Source organism: Corallococcus sp. NCSPR001 (assembly GCF_017309135.1).
Classification (GTDB): Bacteria; Myxococcota; Myxococcia; order Myxococcales; family Myxococcaceae; genus Corallococcus.
The window spans coordinates 1,205,391-1,224,321 of the sequence record NZ_JAFIMS010000002.1 but is presented as its reverse complement, the minus strand read 5'-3'; the positions used below and the strand labels follow the sequence as shown (position 1 = coordinate 1,224,321).

9 protein-coding genes are annotated in these 18,931 nt (G+C 67.7%); 7 read left to right on the top strand and 2 right to left on the bottom strand.

Going from position 1 to position 18,931, the window contains the following annotated elements:
• Positions 1-115: 115 nt before the first annotated feature.
• The 7 genes from drmD (at position 116) to JYJ93_RS07085 (ending at position 14,812) form a co-directional block, all read left to right on the top strand.
• Complete coding sequence (gene drmD, locus JYJ93_RS07115) at positions 116-3,295, top strand: DISARM system SNF2-like helicase DrmD (RefSeq protein ID WP_206800153.1); 3,180 nt, start codon at positions 116-118, stop codon at positions 3,293-3,295.
• A gap of 425 nt (positions 3,296-3,720) precedes the next feature.
• Positions 3,721-7,221 carry a DNA methyltransferase gene (locus JYJ93_RS07110; RefSeq protein WP_242543701.1) on the top strand — a complete coding sequence of 1,167 codons (3,501 nt, stop codon included), beginning with the start codon at positions 3,721-3,723 and terminating at the stop codon, positions 7,219-7,221.
• A gap of 8 nt (positions 7,222-7,229) precedes the next feature.
• Positions 7,230-10,568 carry a DISARM system helicase DrmA gene (gene drmA / locus JYJ93_RS07105; protein ID WP_206787482.1) on the top strand — a complete coding sequence of 1,113 codons (3,339 nt, stop codon included), beginning with the start codon at positions 7,230-7,232 and terminating at the stop codon, positions 10,566-10,568.
• On the top strand, positions 10,555-12,402 hold the full coding sequence (locus JYJ93_RS07100; RefSeq protein ID WP_206787480.1) for a DUF1998 domain-containing protein: 1,848 nt from the start codon (positions 10,555-10,557) through the stop codon (positions 12,400-12,402). The genes drmA and JYJ93_RS07100 overlap by 14 nt, the downstream gene beginning before the upstream one ends.
• On the top strand, positions 12,393-13,079 hold the full coding sequence (drmC, locus tag JYJ93_RS07095; RefSeq protein ID WP_206787478.1) for a DISARM system phospholipase D-like protein DrmC: 687 nt from the start codon (positions 12,393-12,395) through the stop codon (positions 13,077-13,079). The genes JYJ93_RS07100 and drmC overlap by 10 nt, the downstream gene beginning before the upstream one ends.
• A gap of 105 nt (positions 13,080-13,184) precedes the next feature.
• The gene (locus JYJ93_RS07090; protein ID WP_242543700.1) at positions 13,185-13,904 is read left to right on the top strand and encodes a hypothetical protein; all 720 of its coding nucleotides are present in this window, start codon (positions 13,185-13,187) and stop codon (positions 13,902-13,904) included.
• Positions 13,901-14,812, top strand: a complete 912-nt coding sequence (locus JYJ93_RS07085) for a DUF3396 domain-containing protein (RefSeq protein ID WP_206787476.1) — start codon at positions 13,901-13,903, stop codon at positions 14,810-14,812. Before JYJ93_RS07090 ends, JYJ93_RS07085 begins: the two co-directional genes overlap by 4 nt.
• Here JYJ93_RS07085 and JYJ93_RS07080 read toward each other — a convergent pair.
• Both JYJ93_RS07080 and JYJ93_RS07075 read right to left on the bottom strand, forming a co-directional pair.
• Positions 14,809-16,734, bottom strand: coding sequence for a sulfatase-like hydrolase/transferase (locus JYJ93_RS07080; RefSeq protein WP_206787474.1), 1,926 nt, complete (start codon positions 16,732-16,734; stop codon positions 14,809-14,811). The genes JYJ93_RS07085 and JYJ93_RS07080 overlap by 4 nt on opposite strands.
• Before the next feature lie 116 nt (positions 16,735-16,850).
• Positions 16,851-18,824 (bottom strand): PAS domain S-box protein, encoded by a 1,974-nt coding sequence (locus tag JYJ93_RS07075; protein WP_206787472.1) that lies wholly within the window; start codon positions 18,822-18,824, stop codon positions 16,851-16,853.
• Between the last annotated feature and the right edge of the window lie 107 nt (positions 18,825-18,931).

Below are 18,931 nucleotides of genomic sequence, written 5' to 3'. Positions count from 1 at the left end.
TAAATGTATCGGTGCACCATAGGCATGCACACATCCCACCAAACCCTCTACTCATTATGGGGAATGGTGCACTACAGGGATGTAGCGGCACGGTGTGTCTGTGCCCACCACTCCCATGCCGTGCGCGGGTGATATCGCGCAGGTCCGACACCGCCAATATCTGGTCAACGAAGTCGTGGCTCCTTCGGATGTCCGGGAGCAACACACACTCGTTCGACTGACCTGTCTGGATGATGACGCACAGGGTCGTCCCCTGTCTGTCCTATGGGAGCGCGAGCTCGCCGCTCGGGTCATCCGGCCCGAGCAGGGTGGACTGGGAGCACCCGAACGCTTCGACGAGCCCCGTCACTTCGCCGCGTATCTGCATGCGCTCAAGTGGAGCTCGGTCACCGCCACCGACGCCCGGCTCTTCCAGGCGCCGTTCCGAGCGGGCATCCACCTGATGAATCACCAGCTCACGCCACTCAAGAAGGCGCTTGAGCTGCCCCGGGTGAACCTCTTCATCGCCGACGACGTAGGTCTCGGAAAGACCATCGAAGCCGGACTGGTGTTGCAGGAGCTCATCCTCCGCCAGCGCGTAGACCGCGTCCTCATCGTCTGCCCAGCGTCCGTGACGCTCCAGTGGCGCGATGAGATGGAGAAGCGCTTCGGCCTGCGCTTCGAGATCTTCAACAGCGAGTTCGTCTCCCGCCGCCGTCAGGAGCGCGGCTTCCAGGTCCCCGTCTGGGCAACACACTCGCGCTTCATCGTGTCGTACCAGACGCTGCGGCGCAGCGAGTACTTCGAGCCACTGAAGACCCTGCTGGAGGAGAAGGGCCATCACAAGTCCCTGCTGGTGCTCGACGAGGCGCACGTCGTCGCTCCCGCGTCGGCCAGTCGGTACGCCATCGACACGGAGACCACCCGCAGCATCCGGTCCCTGGCGGAGCGCTTCGAACACCGGCTGTTCCTCTCCGCCACACCCCATAACGGCCACTCCAACAGCTTCTCCGCGCTGCTGGAGATGCTGGACCCCCAGCGCTTCACCCGCGGCACCCGCGTCCGCGAATCCCAGCTGGCCCCTGTCATGGTGCGCCGGCTCAAAGGCGACCTGCGCGCCCTTGGCAGCGCGCAGCGCTACCCCGAGCGGCACGTCGTTGGCGTGCGCTTGAGGCATGAGGCGGGGCGCTGGCATGCGGAGTGGCTCGCTCCGGACGGCAAGTCCGTCGAGCAACGCGTCGACCTGGGCGAAGGGCCGGCCACCGAACTGGAGCTGTCCCAGAAGCTCGCTCGCTACACTGAGCTGATGGCTCCTGCGACGAAGCAGGGGCGCCTGGTCTTCATCAATCTCCAGAAGCGTCTGCTCTCCAGCATCGAGGCCTTCCACCGCACCCTCTCCGTCCATGCGGCGGCCTTCGGCGCGGGCTCGCTGGCCCCAGATGGCGGAGCGCTCACCGGCGACCTGGCCCCCGAGTCCGAGGAGCACGGCGAGACAGACGAATCCCTTGAGCTGGCGTTCGCGGAGACCATCCGCGAACAGAGCCAGGAGCTGTCCGCCCGCATCCAGGCACGCCAGCTCCTGGATGACATGCTCAAGCTGAGCGCTCGGCACCGCACTGCCCGGGACGCGAAGCTGCGGGCCCTGCTCCACTGGATTCGCGAGCATCAATGTCCGCTCACCCGAGGCGCCGCATGGAAGCCCCGCCGGGTCATCATCTTCACGGAGTACGGCGACACGCTCCGTTTCCTCAAGGAGCAGCTCACCGCGGCCTTCGAAGGGACCCACCGGGGCGATGAGCGAATCCTCACCCTGACGGGAGGCATCGATGATGTGAGGCGCGCACAGGTCCAGGCCGCATTCAACGGCCCGATGGAGGAGTACCCCGTCCGGGTCCTCCTCGCGACCGACGCCGCGCGCGAAGGAATCAATCTACAAGGCCACTGCGCGGACCTCTTCCACTATGACGTCCCGTGGAATCCCTCGCGCATGGAACAGCGCAATGGTCGTATCGACCGGGCCCTGCAACCCGCGCCCGCGGTCCGCTGCGGCTACTTCGTCTACAGCCAGCGCACCGAGGACGCGGTGCTCGACACCCTGGCCCGCAAGGTGGAGACCATCACCCGCGAGCTCGGCAGCCTTGGCAGCGTGTTGATGGACCAGATGCACGATGCCCTCGCATCGGGCATCCACAAGGGCACGCTGGAGAGCCTCTCCCGCGCCGCGACCTCCTCCCGCACCGACGTCACGAAGCGGGAACTGGAGTCCCAACGCACGCTTCAATCCCTGCGCAAGGAGCTGGATGCGATTGGGGAACTCCGTGAGCGCAGCGGCAAGGTGATGGACTTCAATCCCGTCCTGCTGCGCGACGCACTGGACGTGGGCTTCGAGCTGGCCGGCGCGGGGCGGCTGGAGCGGGAGACCATCACGGAGGAGGGCCGGACGCTGGAGGCGTGGAAGGTTCCTGCCCTCCCCGCTTCATGGAACACGACCCTGGATGCCATCCGCCCCAGGAGGGAACTGGATGAGGCCCCCTGGGAGTGGCGCAAGCGCCCCCTGTCCCCCGTGGTCTTCGAGGCCCCTCCGGGTGTCTCCAGCAAGCTTGCTCACCTGCATCTGTCCCATCCGCTTGTGCAGCGGGTGCTCCAGCGGTTCCTGGCGCAGGGGTTCTCCGCGAACGACCTGAGCCGGGTCACGGTGGTCCAGACGAAGCGCGACTCGGTGGCGCGGGTCATCGTCTTCGGCCGGCTCTCGCTCTTTGGCGAGGGTGCGGCGCGGCTCCATGACGAAGTCGTCTCCGTTTCAGCGAAGTGGCTGGACGGCGGCGGTCGCGGGCACCTGAAGCCCTTCGCGGACGAAGCGGACCGCAAGGCGATTGATCAACTGGAGACCACGCTGGCGGAAGCGCCCGCGCTCTCCGCGACACCGAAGGCCGTCCAGAAACGACTGCTGGCCAGCGCCGCGTCCGACTTCTCGAAGCTCTGGCCCGCCATCGAGGAGCAGGCCTCGGAGCGGGAGAAGGAGGCTCGCAAGAAGCTGGCGGCCCGGGGGGCGTCCGAAGCCAAGGCCCTGACCCAGATTCTCCTCACGCAGCAGGAAGCCATCCAAGAGGCGCTTGGCGCACAGCTCGAGCTCAAGCTCGACGCACGGGCGGAGCAGGACCAATGGAAGCGAGACAAGGCCCACCTCGAACAACGTTTGACAGCGCTCGGGAAGGAGCTCGTTGAGCAGCCCGAATCCTTGAAAGCCACCTACGCCGTGCGGGTCGCCCGTCTGGTGCCCGTGGGCATGGTCTACCTGTGGCCGGGGGCGCGCTAATGGACGGGCACTTTGGCGGTGACGTCGAGCGTCGCTATCACCAGACATGGATGGGGATGGCGCAGCCCATCGAGGGGCTGGTGGTCTCCATCCCAGTCCTCGAGGACGCGCAGTGCATGCAGCGCCTGCCGGTGTCCGCGCAGTCGCGGTTCGTCCTGCTGGCGGGCCGGGAGTCACCTCGGGTGACGGACGTCCCGCGCTTCCTCCGGGAGGTGCTGGGCTACGCCGACGATGACTTCCTCACGGAGTTTCCGGAGAACCTCCGGCTCGACATCGCGGAGGGACAACAGACGATCCGGCCTACGCGGGGGCTGCGGCGACGCGGTCCTCCACCCGCGAAGCCAGAAGGCCTGCCGGATGACTCCACGCCCATCAGCCGGGCCGCGGAAGGTTTCGCGCTCCTGACCTGGGAACTGCCGGCCGGGTTGGACCTGGACAAGAAGGAGGACACCACGGGCGCGTGGTTCTACGAACCGACCGCCAAGTTCGACCGCTTGCTGCGCGCAGCCCGCGTCCCCATCGGCCTGCTGTTCAATGGGGACTGCGTGCGCCTGGTCTACGCCCCCCACGGGGAGACCTCGGGGCATCTCACCTTCCGGTTCAAGGACCTCGTCACCTCCAGTGGCCGGCCCCTGTTCGACGCGATGGTGATGCTCCTGCACGCGCGCCGGTTCTTCGGCGTGCTGCCCGAGCACCAGCTCCCCGCGCTCCTGGAGCAATCGCGACGCCGCCAGGCGGACGTCACAGAAGAACTCGCGGACCAGGTGCTGGAAGCGCTCGGCATCTTGCTGACGGGGTTCGAGACGGCCGCTGAGCGGGATCGTTCGCGGGCCCTGGATGAAGCGTTCTCACGAGGCGAGGACCATGTCTACGGCGGCCTCCTCTCCACGCTCTTGCGGCTCGTCTTCATCCTCTACGCGGAGGACCAGGGCCTGCTTCCCGTGGACCAGGAGCCCTACCGCGATGACCTGTCGGTGAAGGCGCTTCACGAGCAACTGGTCGAGGATGCCAGCCAATATCCCGATGCGATGAACCGGCGGTTCGGTGCGTGGCCACGACTGCTGGCGCTCTTCCGGTGCGTCTATCTGGGTGCCTCACACGACAAGTTGCGCATGCCGGCACGTCGCGGGCAGCTTTTCGACCCCGACAGGTTTCCCTTCCTGGGTGGCGGGACCTCCGACGATGCGGGCGCGCATACGCCAACGCCATCCATTGATGATGAGACCGTCCATCAGGTCCTGGAGCGGCTCATCTTCCTCAAGGGACAGCGACTGAGCTTCAAGTCGCTGGACGTGGAGCAGATCGGCTCCGTGTACGAGGGGCTGATGGGCTTTCACGTCAAGCGCCTGACTGGCGCTGGACTCTGCCTCAAGCCCTCGAAGGTCTGGGTCTCCGCGGACGAGGTGCTGGCCCAGCCCGCGAAGCGTCGTGCCGCATGGATGGAGGAAGAAGCAGGACTGGATACGAAGGCGGTGAAGGCACTGGCGAAGACGCTGGAGCAGGCCGTCACGCAGCAGATGGTCCTGGCCGCGCTGGAGCCCTACCGCGTGAGAGGCACCGAGACGCGGCGAGCCTCCCAGTGGGTGCTCCAGCCCGGAAACGAGCGACGGCGGACCAGCAGCCACTACACGCCTCGAAGCCTCTCCACGCCCATCGTCCAGCGTGCATTGGAGCCGCTGCTCAAGACGATGGGCCCCCAGCCTTCCTCGGAGCGCCTCCTCAATCTGAAGATCTGTGACCCGGCCATGGGGTCGGGCGCGTTCCTGGTGGAGTCCTGCCGCTTCCTCGCGGACCAGGTCGTCGCAGCCTGGACCCGTGAGGGCGTGCTGAAGCGCGACAAGCACGAGGATGAGGTGATGCGAGCGCGCCGGCTGGTGGCGCAGCGGTGCCTGTACGGTGTGGACAAGAATCCGTGGGCGGTGAGCCTCGCGAAGCTGTCGTTGTGGCTCGTGACGCTGGCGAAGTCAGAGCCCTTCACGTTCCTGGACCATGCGCTCAAGTGTGGCGACTCACTGGTGGGGCTCGACCTGGATCAGCTTCAAGCGTTCCATTGGGACCCGGACAGCAAGAAGCAGTCAGAGCTGCCGTGGGCGCTCATCAAGAAGCAGCTGACGCGTTCGCTCGAGAAGCGCGAGGAGATCCTTCAACTCGCGCTCGACCTGGAAGGACCAGAGCGAAAGCCGTTGCAGTTGGACCTGGACCCCGGCCGGGTGAAGGAAGGGCTGCTCCGTGACGCGGACGCCGCGCTGGCGGACGTCAAACAGATTGCCAACGCGTGCGTCGGTGCGTTCTTCGCCCATGGTTCGGACAAGGAGCGGGAGAAGGAGCGCATCCGTCGGCTCGATCGGATTGGAGTGTGGCTGGCCCAGGAGAAGAAGGGCGTTCTGCCTCCCATGCCGGCGGACATCGCTGCATTCTCCGCGCCGTCATGGACGTTCCACTGGCCGCTGGAGTTCCCGGAGGTGTTCCATGGAAGTCGGCCCGATCCGCTCGACAACGAGCAGCCCAACAAGGCGGCATGGATCGATGGGTTCGTGGGCAACCCGCCCTTCGCGGGGAAGAACGCGATCATCGAGACAGGAGGAGATAACTACCTGCCCTGGCTCCAGGCGGTTCACGAGGGCGCGCACGGCAATGCGGACCTGTCCGCGCACTTCTTCCGCCGTGCGTTCCACCTACTGGGTGAGCACGGCAGCTTCGGCTTCATCGCCACCAACACCATCGCGCAAGGGGACACGAGGACCACGGGACTGAAGCACCTGGTGGACCATGGCGGACATCTGTACGACGCCGTGCGATCCATGAAGTGGCCCGTAGCTGGCGCCAATGTTTCGGTGTCCGTGGTGCATCTGGCGAAGGGGCACGTCTCTGACCTGAAGCTGGAGGCTCGGCTGGATCGACACCCCGTGAAGCACCTCAACTCCCGACTGAGGGGGAAGCCTGAACGTGCGGATCCCGTAGTGCTCGCCAACAATGCGGGTAAGAGCTTCCAGGGAAGCATCGTGCTTGGCATGGGGTTCGTCCTCAGCCCTGAACAGCGCTCGGCCCTTGTCGCGAAGTCATCCAAAAACGCGGAGCGCATCTTCCGCTACGTGGGTGGCGAGGAGATCAATTCCGACCCCAGCCCCGAACTGGAAAGATACGTCATCAACTTCGAGCAAATGGAACTGAAGGAGGCAGAACGATGGCCTGACCTTCTTCACATCGTAAGGGATTTGGTGAAGCCGGAGCGCATCAAGCTCAAGGACAATGCCGACGGCAAACGTCGGAAGTCATATTGGTGGCAGTACGGAAGGTATACCCCCGCGCTCTACGAGGTCCTTCGACCAAGCTCGCGTTGCCTTGCGATCTCACGTGTCTCGAAGCACCTGATGTTCTCGTGGCAGCCATCGTTCGTGGTTTTCAGTGAGGCTGCCATCGTCGTTCCGGTGGAGCAGGACCATTGGTTGACGGTGCTGCAATCGCGGGTACATGAAGCCTGGGCGCGCCTGCTATCGTCCTCAATGCGTAACGATCTTCGTTACGCACCCAGCGACTGTTTTGAAACATTCCCCTTTCCTGACGAGTCAGTGCTTGCATCACTTGATGCAATCGGGAAGCGCTTCGACTTCGAGCGCAGCCGGTACATGCAGGCCCACAACATTGGCCTGACGACGACGTACAACCGGCTCAAGGACAAGTCCGTCACGGACGCCGCGACGCAGCGCCTGCGTGACCTGCATGTCGCCGTGGACCAGGCCGTCCTGGACGCCTACGGCTGGAATGACATCCACGCCCCTCCGTACTGCGGCGCCACTCCCAAACAACTCGAAGCCTTCGAAGACGAAGTCCTCGACCGCCTCTTCGATCTGAACGAGCAGCGCGCCCACGAGGAAGCCCACCCCACGTCACGTCGTCCCGCGAAGACCCGTACCCAGACCGCCTGAGGCCTCCCATGAATGCCCATGACGCCGGAGCGGTCCGCTCCCACCTCATCGATGCGCTCGAAGCGGACCTCGTCGGTCCGTTCCACAAGCCCCCGGGCGCTCCCGTGTCGGACGCCACCGAAGTGCTCCGCACGCCGCCGTCCCGTTGGTACCTGACGGGCTTCCTCGTCCCTCTGGACCAGGGCGTCATCGAGGACGACCCGGACGACGAAGAGGACGACCTGGCTGCGGGCAACGACGAGGACAACGAGGAAGCCTCCCGGCCGGACCCCACCGCCAAGAAGGTGCGCCGCCTTCCCGCCTCCATGGGCCTGTCCGTCTTCGTCCCGTCAGGCACGTCCCAGCTCACCGCGCATGTCTGCTGGGCGGATTACCAGCGCACCGAGGCAGACGGACGCAAGCCGTGGACCCGCACCTTCCACCAACGCACCGTCACGCTGTCCCTGAACGACTCGGTGCTGCGTGAAGGCATATATCTCCAGGACAGTCGGGGCCTGCGCCTGGAAGGGCACGTGGAGAAGACAAGCGAAGGAGAACTCGCCGTCGCCATCTTCCTCGTCAACGCGCGTCCCCCCACCCCCACCGCCGCGGACCGCGACGAGGCCTATGCCTTCCAGACGCACCTCGCCCTGGAGTGCGCGCAGGGCTTCGTCAGCCGGCAGGACTCCAGCGACGCCCGAAGCGAGGACGATGACGACCGCGTCAACGACCTCCAGTTCCGCCACCGTCAGCAGTGGGCCGTGGGCCATGGCGTCTCCGTGCGTGTCCCCTCCACTTCCATACCCGTCACCCGCGTGGAGACGGACTGGCTGCCGCGCGTCGAAGTGCTCCCCGTCGAAGCGCGCCAGATTCGCGAGGTCGCGGTGGGGATGGAACAGCTCGCCGCGTTCACGACGCCTTCGGAAGCCGTCGCGGCCCTGAGCCCTCTGGTGCGTGCCTACCGCGACTGGGTGACCGACCAGGCCACCCTCGACGTGGGCAGCGAGCGCCGGGAGGAGACCCGGGATGAGCTGGTCCGCCGCGCCCACCGCGCGGCCACCCGCATCGAGGAGGGCATCCTGCTCCTGGAGCGGGAGCCCCTCGCCTTCGACGCCTTCCGCTGGATGAACAGCGTCATGGGCCAGGCCGAACGCAAGGCCCGCCCAGACCGGGCTCCCGAATGGCGCCTCTTCCAGCTCGCCTTCATCCTGCTCAACCTCCCGTCCGTCGAGGACGAAGCCCACGCGGACCGCGAGCTCGTGGAGCTCATCTTCTTCCCCACGGGCGGCGGCAAGACGCAGGCGTACCTGGGCCTCATCGCCTTCACCCTGCTCCTGCGCCGCCTCCGCGGCCAGGCGCATCTCCACGGCGGCCTGGGCGTGGCCGTGCTGCTGCGCTACACCCTGCGGCTGCTCACGCTCGACCAGCTCGGCCGCGCGGCGACGCTCATCTGCGCGCTCGACGTGCTCCGCCAGCAGGAGCCGAAACGTCTGGGGGCTGTCCGCTTCTCCATCGGCCTGTGGGTCGGCCGCTCCGCCACCGCCAATACGCTGGAGCAGGTCTCCACGCAGATCACCGAGTACAAGAACGACAACAGCGCTCGCGCCCAGTCGCCCTTTCCGCTCGCCACCTGCCCGTGGTGCGCCACGCCCTTCGAGCGGGAGTGCTTCATCCTCCGGCCCTCCAAGTCCAGGCCCGAGGAGGTGCTCGTCGGCTGCGCGAACATCGCGTGCGCCTTCAACCTGGGCCGCAACCCGGAGGGGCTCCCCGTCCTCTTCGTCGACGAGCAGATCTACCGCGAGCTGCCGTGCTTCCTCGTGGCCACCGTGGACAAGTTCGCCATGCTGCCCTGGCGTGGAGAGACCGGTCTGCTCTTCGGCCGGGCCCTGGGCCGCACCGGGAAGCGCTTCGTCGGCCCGTGCGACGACGCCGCGGACGTGAGAGCGGCGCTCGTGACGCTCCCGAAGGGCCTGCGTCCCCCGGAGCTCATCGTGCAGGACGAGCTGCACCTCATCTCCGGTCCCCTGGGCTCCATGGTGGGCCTGTACGAAGGGGCCGTCCTGACGCTCGCACCCCGGGCGAAGCTGGTGGCCTCCACGGCCACGGTCCGCCGTTCGCGGCAACAAGTGAGCCGCCTCTATGGACGGGACGTGGCGCTCTTCCCGCCCCCCGGCGTGGATGCCTCCGAGACGTTCTTCGCCTCCGTGGGCAAGAAGGGCGCGCGCCAGTACTTGGGCGTGGCGGCGCCCGGGCGGCCCATGAAGGCCATCCTGCTGCGCGTCTACGTCAGCGTGCTCGCCGCCGCCGCGCGCGGTGAACAACTCCATGGCGCGCCCAGCGCCGACCCGTACCTGACCCTCGTTGGTTACTTCAACAGCCTGCGCGAACTGGGCGGCATGCGCCGGCTCGTCGAGGACGAGGTGCGACGGCTGGTGATGGACCGCGCCCGCCGCCGTCCAGAGGACTTCGACAAAGAGGCCGAGCACCCCTGGTACCGGAGCCGGACCATCCGTGGCGAGCCCATCGAGCTGACCAGCCGTGAGAAGACCGCCGACATCAAGGCCTCGAAGAACCGCCTGGAGCTCACGCACGGTCAGCCCCAGAGCATCGACGTCGTGCTCGCCAGCAACATGATCTCCGTGGGTGTGGACATCAACCGATTGGGGCTCATGGTCGTGGCGGGTCAACCCAAGACGACCAGTGAGTACATCCAGGCGTCCAGCCGCGTGGGCCGCAACACGAACAAACCCGGCCTCGTGGTGACGTGCCTCAACGCCGCCAAGCCTCGCGACCGCAGCCACTACGAGCGCTTCGGGACGTACCACGAATCGTTCTACCGCTTCGTCGAAGCCACCTCGGTGACGCCCTTCTCCGCTCCGGCGCTCGACCGGGGCCTCGCGGGCGTGGTGGTGGCGCTGGGCCGGCTGATGGACACCGCCATGACCGCGCCCCTGGAATGGAAGTCGTTGCAGGCGCACCGGGACGCACTGGAGCAGACGCTCGAAACACTGGCGAAGCGCGCCGGGCGCGGTCTGCCCAAGGAGGAGTCGGAGCGCGCCAGCGGCATCGTGATGCAGCGTGCGCGGAGCCTGCTCGACTCGTGGCGCAACATCATCGAGCAGGCGAAGAAGGACGCCGCCCAGCGCGCGTACTCGCCCTACGACCCGGAGGGAAAGGGTCTCAAGCCCCTGCTGCGCGGCTTCCTGGACACCACCGAGAACCTCACCCAGGACGAACTCAAGTTCGAAGCGCCCACGTCCATGCGTGACGTGGAGTCCTCGGTGCACCTGTGGATTTCACGTCAACCGCTGGGCGGCTACCGCGCCCCGAAGGCCGCACCCGAGGAGGTGACGCATGACGAACCGTAGGAAGTGGACCCGGCCCCGCTCGACGCGGCCACCGGACGGACGCGTGCGCCAGAGCCAGGTGGTCTCCACCTTCGGCCCGGGCAGCATGCTGGACCTGCTCAACGATGCGGTCCTCGTGGGAGGCCTGGACTTCTGGCGGCTCAAGGGCCAGGGCGAGGTGGTCAACGAGCCACGGCTCCTGGAGATCGTCGAACCGCTCTACCACCGCAACAAGTGGCCACTCAGCAAGGAGGCTCCCTTCCGCAAACCTCCCGCCGGGGATGAACGCGAGCCGACGGAGTCCTGCGGCATCCAGGTGTATGAGTTTCCGCGCTGGTTCGTCTGCCAGAACCCCCATTGCCGCGCGTTGGTGCGGGCCAACAGTCTGGAGCGTGTGAACCAGGAGTACCGCCACCGCTGCTCGGGCATGGAGGCGAAGCCGGAGCGCTGCGTGCCGGTGCGCTTCGTCGCGGCGTGTCCCCGGGGCCACCTGTCGGACATCGACTGGTCCTGGTGGGCGCACGAGCGCAAGCCCTGCGACGCCCCGCAGCTCAGGCTGGAAGAGGGCGTGAGCGGAGACTTCAGCGACATCGAGGTCGCGTGCTCGAGTTGCGGCAAGCGCAAGCGCCTGGCCGACATGATGGTCAAGGAGCAACAGGACCGCTGCGACGGAGAGCGGCCCTGGCTGGGGCTGGAGGCACGGGAGCGCTGCGACGAGAAGCAGCGGCTGCTGGTCCGCACCGCCAGCAACGGCTACTTCGCGCAGACCACCAGCGCCATCACCATTCCTGAACCCGAGTCGCTCCGGCGCAAGGTGCAATCCGCGTGGAACATCCTCCAGGCGGCCACGGCGGAGAGCCTGCCCGCCTTCCGGACCATTCCCCAGGTTCAAGCGGCGCTGGGCTCCGTCTCCAACGCGGAGGTGCTGGCGGCCATCCAGGCGGAGCGCGAGCACACGCCCGAAGCCATCCCGGAGATCCGCACCGCGGAGTGGCTCCAGTTCCTCGCGCAACCGCAGGAGAAGCCGGGGGAGATGCCCCGGGACCGCACCGAGGTCTTCTGGGCCCGGCGCATCGCGCGACCGCGCGGGTTGCCCTCGTGGGTCGAGCGCGTGGTGCTGGCGCGGCGGCTGCGCGAGGTCCAGGCCCAGGTTGGCTTCACCCGGCTGGAGCCGCTGACGAAGGACCTCCAGGGCCGCTACGACCTGGACGTGGCGCTCGCGCCGATGTCGCTTCACCGCGACTGGGTGCCCGTCACGGAGATGCAGGGTGAGGGCATGCTGCTGGTGCTCGACGAACAGCAGGTGCACGCGTGGGAGACCTCCGCGCCGGTGCGACGGCGCGAGGAGGTGCTCAAGGCCGGATGGGAGCGCTGGAAGCAGGGCTCCGGGTCGAAGCTCCCGTTCCCGGGAGTGCGGCTCTACCTGCTGCACTCGCTGGCGCACCTGCTGATGACGGAGGTGGCGCTGGAGTGTGGCTATCCCGCGAGCTCCATCCGTGAACGGCTGTACTGCGCGCCGCACAGCGACGCCGTCCCCATGGCGGGCATCCTGCTGATGACGGGGACCACGGGTGCGGAGGGCACGTTGGGCGGACTGGTGGAGGAGGGACGGAGGCTGGGGCAGCACCTGTCCCGTGCACTGGAGGACGCGCGCCTCTGCTCCAACGACCCGGTCTGCGCGCACCACGAGCCCACGGGGCGTGACGACCGAGACCTGGAGGGTGCCGCGTGCCACGGCTGCCTCTTCCTTCCCGAGTGCTCGTGCGAACGCTTCAACCAGTACCTCGACCGCGCGCTCGTCGTGCCCACGTTGGGCCACGAGGACGTCGCCTTCCTGAAGACGCCGTGGACCTGAGCGGTGTGGCGACGCCGGACCTGGAACGGCTGAGGGCAGTGGTCGCATCGCGGAGGCTCGGGTTTCCGCTGTCGCGGCTGGCGCTCCAGGGTGAGGGGCTGGAGCAGCTTGCGGGCGAGACCGCGGCATTGAACGCGCTGGGGCGAGAGGGGACGCTCGTGCTGCTGGACACGCTGCTCGTGGAGCGGCGTAGGAGACCCCGGCGTCCGGAGCTGGTCTGGACGGGGCCGGAGACCCGATGGAGCGGAGCCCGCGACACGGCGGTGGTGCTCGCGGACCTGTTTCACAAGGCCACGAGCACGGTGCTGGTGGCCGGGTTCGCGTTCGACCACGCGGCGGAGGTCCTGAGGCCGCTGCACGAAGCGCTCAAGCGGGGCGTGGGCTGCCGGCTCTATGCCAGTGCATCGGTGGCTGAGGCGTTCCTGAGAGAGCACTGGCCCTTCGGGCCACCGTTTCCGGAGTGCCACGGTTTCTCGCCGGAGAAGGGCGTCTTCGCCAGCCTGCATGCGAAGTGCGTCGTGGTGGACGCGCGGTGGGTCTTCGTGACGTCCGCGAACTTCACCGACCGGGGACAGACACGGAACATCGAAGTGGGTGTGCTGCTGGAGGACGTGCATCTGGCGGCGGTGCTGGAGGCCCAGTTCTCCACGGGGGAATGGTTCTCAAGGGTCGCCTGATTCAGTGTGACGCCGGATAGAGTCCGGCGCGTGCGTACAGTGACGAGCCTCTGGGTGGCCTGTGCCCTGCTCACGGCCTGTGCCGGCGGTTCACGGCATAGGGACTTGAGATTCGTCGACACGGACACCGCCGCGAAGGCACGGCACGCGGCGTATGTGGCGGAGCAGGCGTCCGCGCGGGCCGCGACCCAGGCCATGGCGTCCCCGCTGGTCAAGGCCATCCCTCCGGCCGTCCTCGCGCTGATGCAGCAGGACCACGACGCGGATGAGTTGGAGCAGCAGCTCGCCGCGTGCGCCGTCCAGGCGGAGCAGGTGGGAAACGCGCGCTACTTCGAAAACCGGCCTCCGACGCGCCAGGAGTGCGCCGAGGTGGTGGAGCAAGACCGCTGCGGCAAGCCCGTGACGCGGGCCATGCAGTTGGGAAAGCTGAAGCACGTGCTCGCGCTCCAGTGCGCGGAAGCGGTGCTGAAAGAGCTGTGGCCCGCGCCCTTCAGCATCGAGCAGCGCTACCGCTACTACCCGAACGCCCGCTTCCTGGAGACCCTCAGCCGGGCGAAGGAAGCGCAGCTCATCGCCGACGGCTGCACCGACGAACTCCGGGGCACCATCAAGCCGGACCTCGTCCTCCACGGAGACCGCGACCTGCTCAAGTCCGTGTTCACCCTGGACTTCAAGTTCCCTTGTCCGGATAGCAATCCACCGCGGTGGGCACCCTATGGGCCCAGCAGCCCATACTTTGGCAAGCACCAAGGCAATATCTACGAGGCAGCCCTGGGTGGACCCGCCTTGCTCATCTCGCCAAAATTTGGAGTGAGGACGCCATGAGAGACGCCTTTCCCGTCATCCGACTTCAAGGTCGAGGCGGCTGGATCGCGGGACGCGACGGAGTCGTCATCTCCTTCTTCTTCCACGAACATCCTGAGGCCTTCGCCCATGCCATCTGGCGCGCCCTTCAGATCTATCTTCAGGCCATCCCTCCCGGGTCGTTGGGCTGGTATCCATCCGAGGAAGGGGAACTGGACCCGCTCGACGCGCAGGGCTGGGAACGGATCCGGAAGTATCTGCTGGACCCACCATGGAAGGGCGTCTGGTCCATTGAGCTGATGGAGAGCCCAAGCGAGGCCGGCAGCTATCACTTCGAGTATTACGCGCGCCGCCTCGGGGACCCCATTTTCAAGGACCCCATCAGCTCGGTGTCGTTCACGTTCCCGACCGAATACCTCCTGGAGCACGGAGCATCACACCTGCGTGCCCTCGCGCTCGAGCTGGGTCGTGAGCTGCCTTTCAACTTCGGCTACGCCAGCTTCGCCATCGTCTCACCCCAAGGCTTGTTCAGCTCGGGCGACTGGACCCTCATCGAGGCACTCCTCGCCCGGTATCCGGGACTGGACGCCTACAACAACAGCAGGCTCAACGCCGTCATCGGCACTCACGCCCTGCCCCCCGCCTGGCTCACCTTCCTCGGCCAACCCCTGCTGACACAGCTGGGCGGCATCGACGCGCTCCGGAACGCGCTCCCCTTCCCGGAGGTCTCCCTGCTCCCCATGGACGGTGACCGCGTCCTCGTCACGCTGGACGAATGGCCAGACCCCATCGACACGCAGGCGAAGGCCATCCCTCCCCAGTACCGCGCGCTGGCCCGCCTGATGGAGCCCACCCTCTTCCAATACGATGGCGAAGAGCTCCTCCCCTTCCAGCACGATACGAACCGGTGGCTCCGGCGGTTCCTCTAGCCCTGCGGCCAGGGCGACAGCTTCTCCGCCTCGTAGCGCTCCAGCAGCGCATGCGTCGCGCACGCCGCCTCCTCCACCTCCACGCGGGACAGCCCTCGCGGCAGTGACGGAACCAGCGTCGGGAATGGCTGGTCGAAGACGAGCAGGTTCTCCAGCTCCAGCGGGTCCGTCTGCAGGTCGTACAGCTCCCACTGGTCCGCGTGCTTCCCGGACGGGTCGAAGGTCCTCGCCAGCTTCCAGCGGGGCGTGCGCACGCAGCGGACGTGGTTCGGCTGGCACACCGCTCCGGGCTTCAACCCGGGCACCTTGCCCTGCTCCATCAGTCGCTCCACCGCTCGCGTGTACACGGTGTACAGCGCGTCGTCGTGCAACTGGTGCGGGTCCCCCGTGCGCGGCAGCGGCTCCGTGATTTCGTCGTCCGTGATGAAGAGGACGCCTTCTCGCGGCGTGCCGTTGGGCTCCAGCACCGTGGTGGACTCGCCCCTCGCCAGCGGGCTCAGGTCCGCGCCCACGAAGGGCGGCACCGGGCGGTGGAGCCGCAGGTCCGTGCGGATCGCCACCTGCTCATCGCGCGGGATGCCCGCCAGCCCCAGCACCGTGGGCACGATGTCCGCGTGGCTCGTCAACGCGTCGATGTGCCGCGTGGGCTGCTCCTTCGGGAACCGCACCACCAGCGGCACGTGCAGCGCCTCCTGGTAGGACGCGTGCCACTTCTCCATCAGGTAGCCGTGCGCCGCGCCGTACTCGCCGTGGTCGGAGAGGAACACCACCACCGTGTTCTCCCGGAGCCCCGTCTCGTCCAGCGTCCGCAGCACCCGCTCGATGTGCCCGTCCACCAGGTGGATGAGCCACGCGTAGTACTGCTGGAAGCGCTCCGCCGCCTTCTCCGGGTCGTGCGTCAGCTGGAACGGGATGCCCGAGTTCAACGTCACCGTCACCGGGTCGATGTTCTCGTTCGCCTGGTGCAGCGTCAGCCCCGTCTTCGACGACAGCGCGAGCCCCATCTTGTACGCGTAGTCCCGCTGGCAATCCGGCTTGTTCTTCAGCGTGTCACGCAGGTTGGACGGCACGCCCGCGTTGTCCTGCGGGAACCCCAGCGGGTTCAGCGGCACCGTGAGCGTCCCCGCCGTGGGCGTCACCGACCGCGCCCCCTGCGCCGGCACCGGCAGCGGCCCCAGCTTGGGCGCCCCCGGGTCCAACTGCCGCGGCAGGATGGGATACGTCGCGATGTCGTGCGGGTTGGTGAACGACGCCACCGCCAGCCACGGCGGGGCCTCGCCCTCCGGCGCGGCGGCCCTCGGCGCCGCGTACGACTGCTCCGCCAGCGCCCGGTTGTACGGCTCACCCAGGGCCATCCGCCGCAGGAAGCCGCACGTCAGGTCCGCGAAGCCCTCGTCCCGGAACGCGCCCAGGTTGTTGATGGAGGCCCCGTGCGGCTCCGGATACGACAGCTCCCAGTCGTCAAAGCCATACTCCTTCAACGAATGGTCCGGAGGATTGCTCACGTGCCACTTGCCGAAGTAGTGCGTGCGGTAGCCCGCCTTCTGGAACCAGTGCCCCAGCGTCGGAATCCCCTGCGCCGACAGCCACGGGAACGCCGCCGCGTCACCGCTCTTGAACAGGCCGTCCGTCTGCGTGACGCCCGTGCGCGTGCCGTACTGCCCCGTGTAGATGACCGCGCGGCTGGGAGTACACGCCGACGCCGCGATGGTGTGGTTGCGGAACACCGCGGCGTTCCTGCGCAGCGCCGCGAAGCCGGGGAAGAACTTCCGGAACGGGTTGTCCTCCCCGCCCTCGTCCACGAAGCCCAGGATGTCCTTGATGGCCGGCAGGAAGCCGCCCTCGGGCCCATAGGCGAAGCGGGGGAACTGGAGCTGGTCGACCGTCAGGATGAGGATGTTGGGCCGCGAGGACGTGGACATGCCCCGTCCCTGAGCACGCGCCGTACCAGCGGCCCTCCAGAGTCACGGGCCCCGCGAACCGCGTCGCCGTGGGACGCAAACGGCCGCGGGCCGCGTCCCCGCCCGACGCGAAAGGCTCAGCTCGGCGTGCGCGAGGACTCCGTCGGCGTGGCCGCCTGGGCCTCCGTGCGCCGGGGCAGCCAGACGTTGAAGGTGGAGCCCTGGCCCGCCGTGCCCGTGGACTCGGCCCAGATGCGGCCGCCGTGCTGCTCCACGATGCCCTGGCTGATGGTGAGCCCCAGCCCCAGCCCGCCGTACTTGCTGCCGTGCGCGCGGCCGAAGCGCTCGAAGATGAGGCGCTGCTTCTCGCTGGGGATGCCCACGCCCTGGTCCTTCACGGACAGGTGCACGCCGCTGTCGCCCTCGGCCACCAGACGCACCAGCACCTGGCCGCCCTCCGGCGAATAGCGGATGGCGTTGGAGAGCAGGTTCGTCAGCACCTGGTCCAACCGCCCCCGGTCCCACGTGCCCTCCAGGTGCTCGGGGACCTCCACCTTCAGCTCGTGCGTCTGCGACAGCACCGCCATGCGGTCCCGCGTCTCCAGCACCAGCTGCGACAAATCAAACGGCTCCAGCTCCAATGACAGCCGCCCCGCCTGCAGCCGGCTGATGTCCAGCAGGTCCTCCACCAGCTTCGCCATGCGGTCGATCTGCCGGTTGATGATCTGCAGCGACTTGCCGGGGCCGGCCTCCGTCTGCCCGCCCAGCTTGAGCAGCGCCAGGTGCGCGTGGCCCTTCGCCGCGGCCAGCGGCGTGCGCAGTTCGTGGCTCGCGGCGGCGAGGAACGCGTCCTTCGCCTCGCTCGCCAGCCGCAGCGCCGTCTCCGCGCGCTGGCGCTCGGTGATGTCGCGTGCCACGGAGATGAAGCGGCCGGGCCCTTCCTTTTCGGCCACGTACTGGAGCACCACCTCCACCGGCACCTCCGTGCCGTCGCGGCGGCGGTGGTTGGTGGAGTACGTCTGCGACGGCAGCGTGCCGGACATCAGCGGCGCCAGGAGCTTGCGGAAGCCCGTCTCGTCGAAGGCGCTCTCCACCTCCAGCACCGACAGGCCCACCAGCTCCTCCACGGAGGCGGACAGCTGCTTGGCCGCGCCCGCGTTCGCGTACGCGAGCGTAAGCGTGTCCGGCGTGAACATCAGGACGCAGTCCAGCGTGGCGTCCAGCGTCGTCTTGAAGCGGGCCAGCGCCTCCTCCGCGCGCCGCTTGTCGTCGATGTCCGTGGCGATGGCCAGCCAGCCCACCAGTTGCCCGTGCTCGTCGTGCTCGGGCACCGCGCGCGCCAGGTGCCAGCGGTAGACGCCGTCCTTGCGCCGCAGCCGGAACTCCTGCGAGCTGCCCTGCACCTGCACCAGCCCGTGGCTCCACACCGTGCGCATCCGCTCCCGGTCCACCGGGTGGACATCCAGGAGGAACGAGGAGAGCGACAGCTCATACCCCTCCTGATGGCCCGTGTACTCCCGCCAGGCGCGGTTGGCGTACGTCAGGGCCCCATCCGCGCGAGCCGCCCACATGGGCTCCGGCAGGGCCTCCGTGAGCCGCCGGTAACGCAGCGCGCTCTGACGCTCCAGGGCCTCGCGGTCGCGCTGGCGCAAGAGGGCCGCCTGGCGCTGGAGCTGCTGCTCCTTGAGGAACAGGTCCACGAAGACGCTGACCTTCGAGCGGAGGATTTCCGGGTCGAAGGGCTTGAGCAGGTAATCCACCGCGCCGTGCGCGTAGCCCTTGAAGACATGCGCCGCGTCACGGCTGAGCGCGGTGAGGAAGATGATGGGGATGGTGCGCGTGCGCTCGCGCTGCTTGATGAGCGCCGCCGTCTGGAACCCGTCCAGCCCCGGCATCTGCACGTCCATCAAGATGACCGCGAAGTCGCGCTGCAACAGCTGCTTGAGCGCCTCCTCGCCGCTGGTCGCCTTCACCAGGTCCTGGCCCAGCGGCTCGAGGATGGCTTCCAGCGCCAGCAGGTTGGCCGGATGGTCGTCCACCATCAGGATGGCCGCGCGGGGGCTCGCCGCGGCTTCCTGGGGACGTTCCGGAGTGTGCTCAGTGGAGTTCATGTGCGCGGCGGGGGAGCGCGTGGGTCAGGGGACCCGAGACACGGCGAACAAGGCTAGGGCTGCCCCCTTCCAGACGGAAGTGCAAAGGGGGCGGGAGGATGGATCGT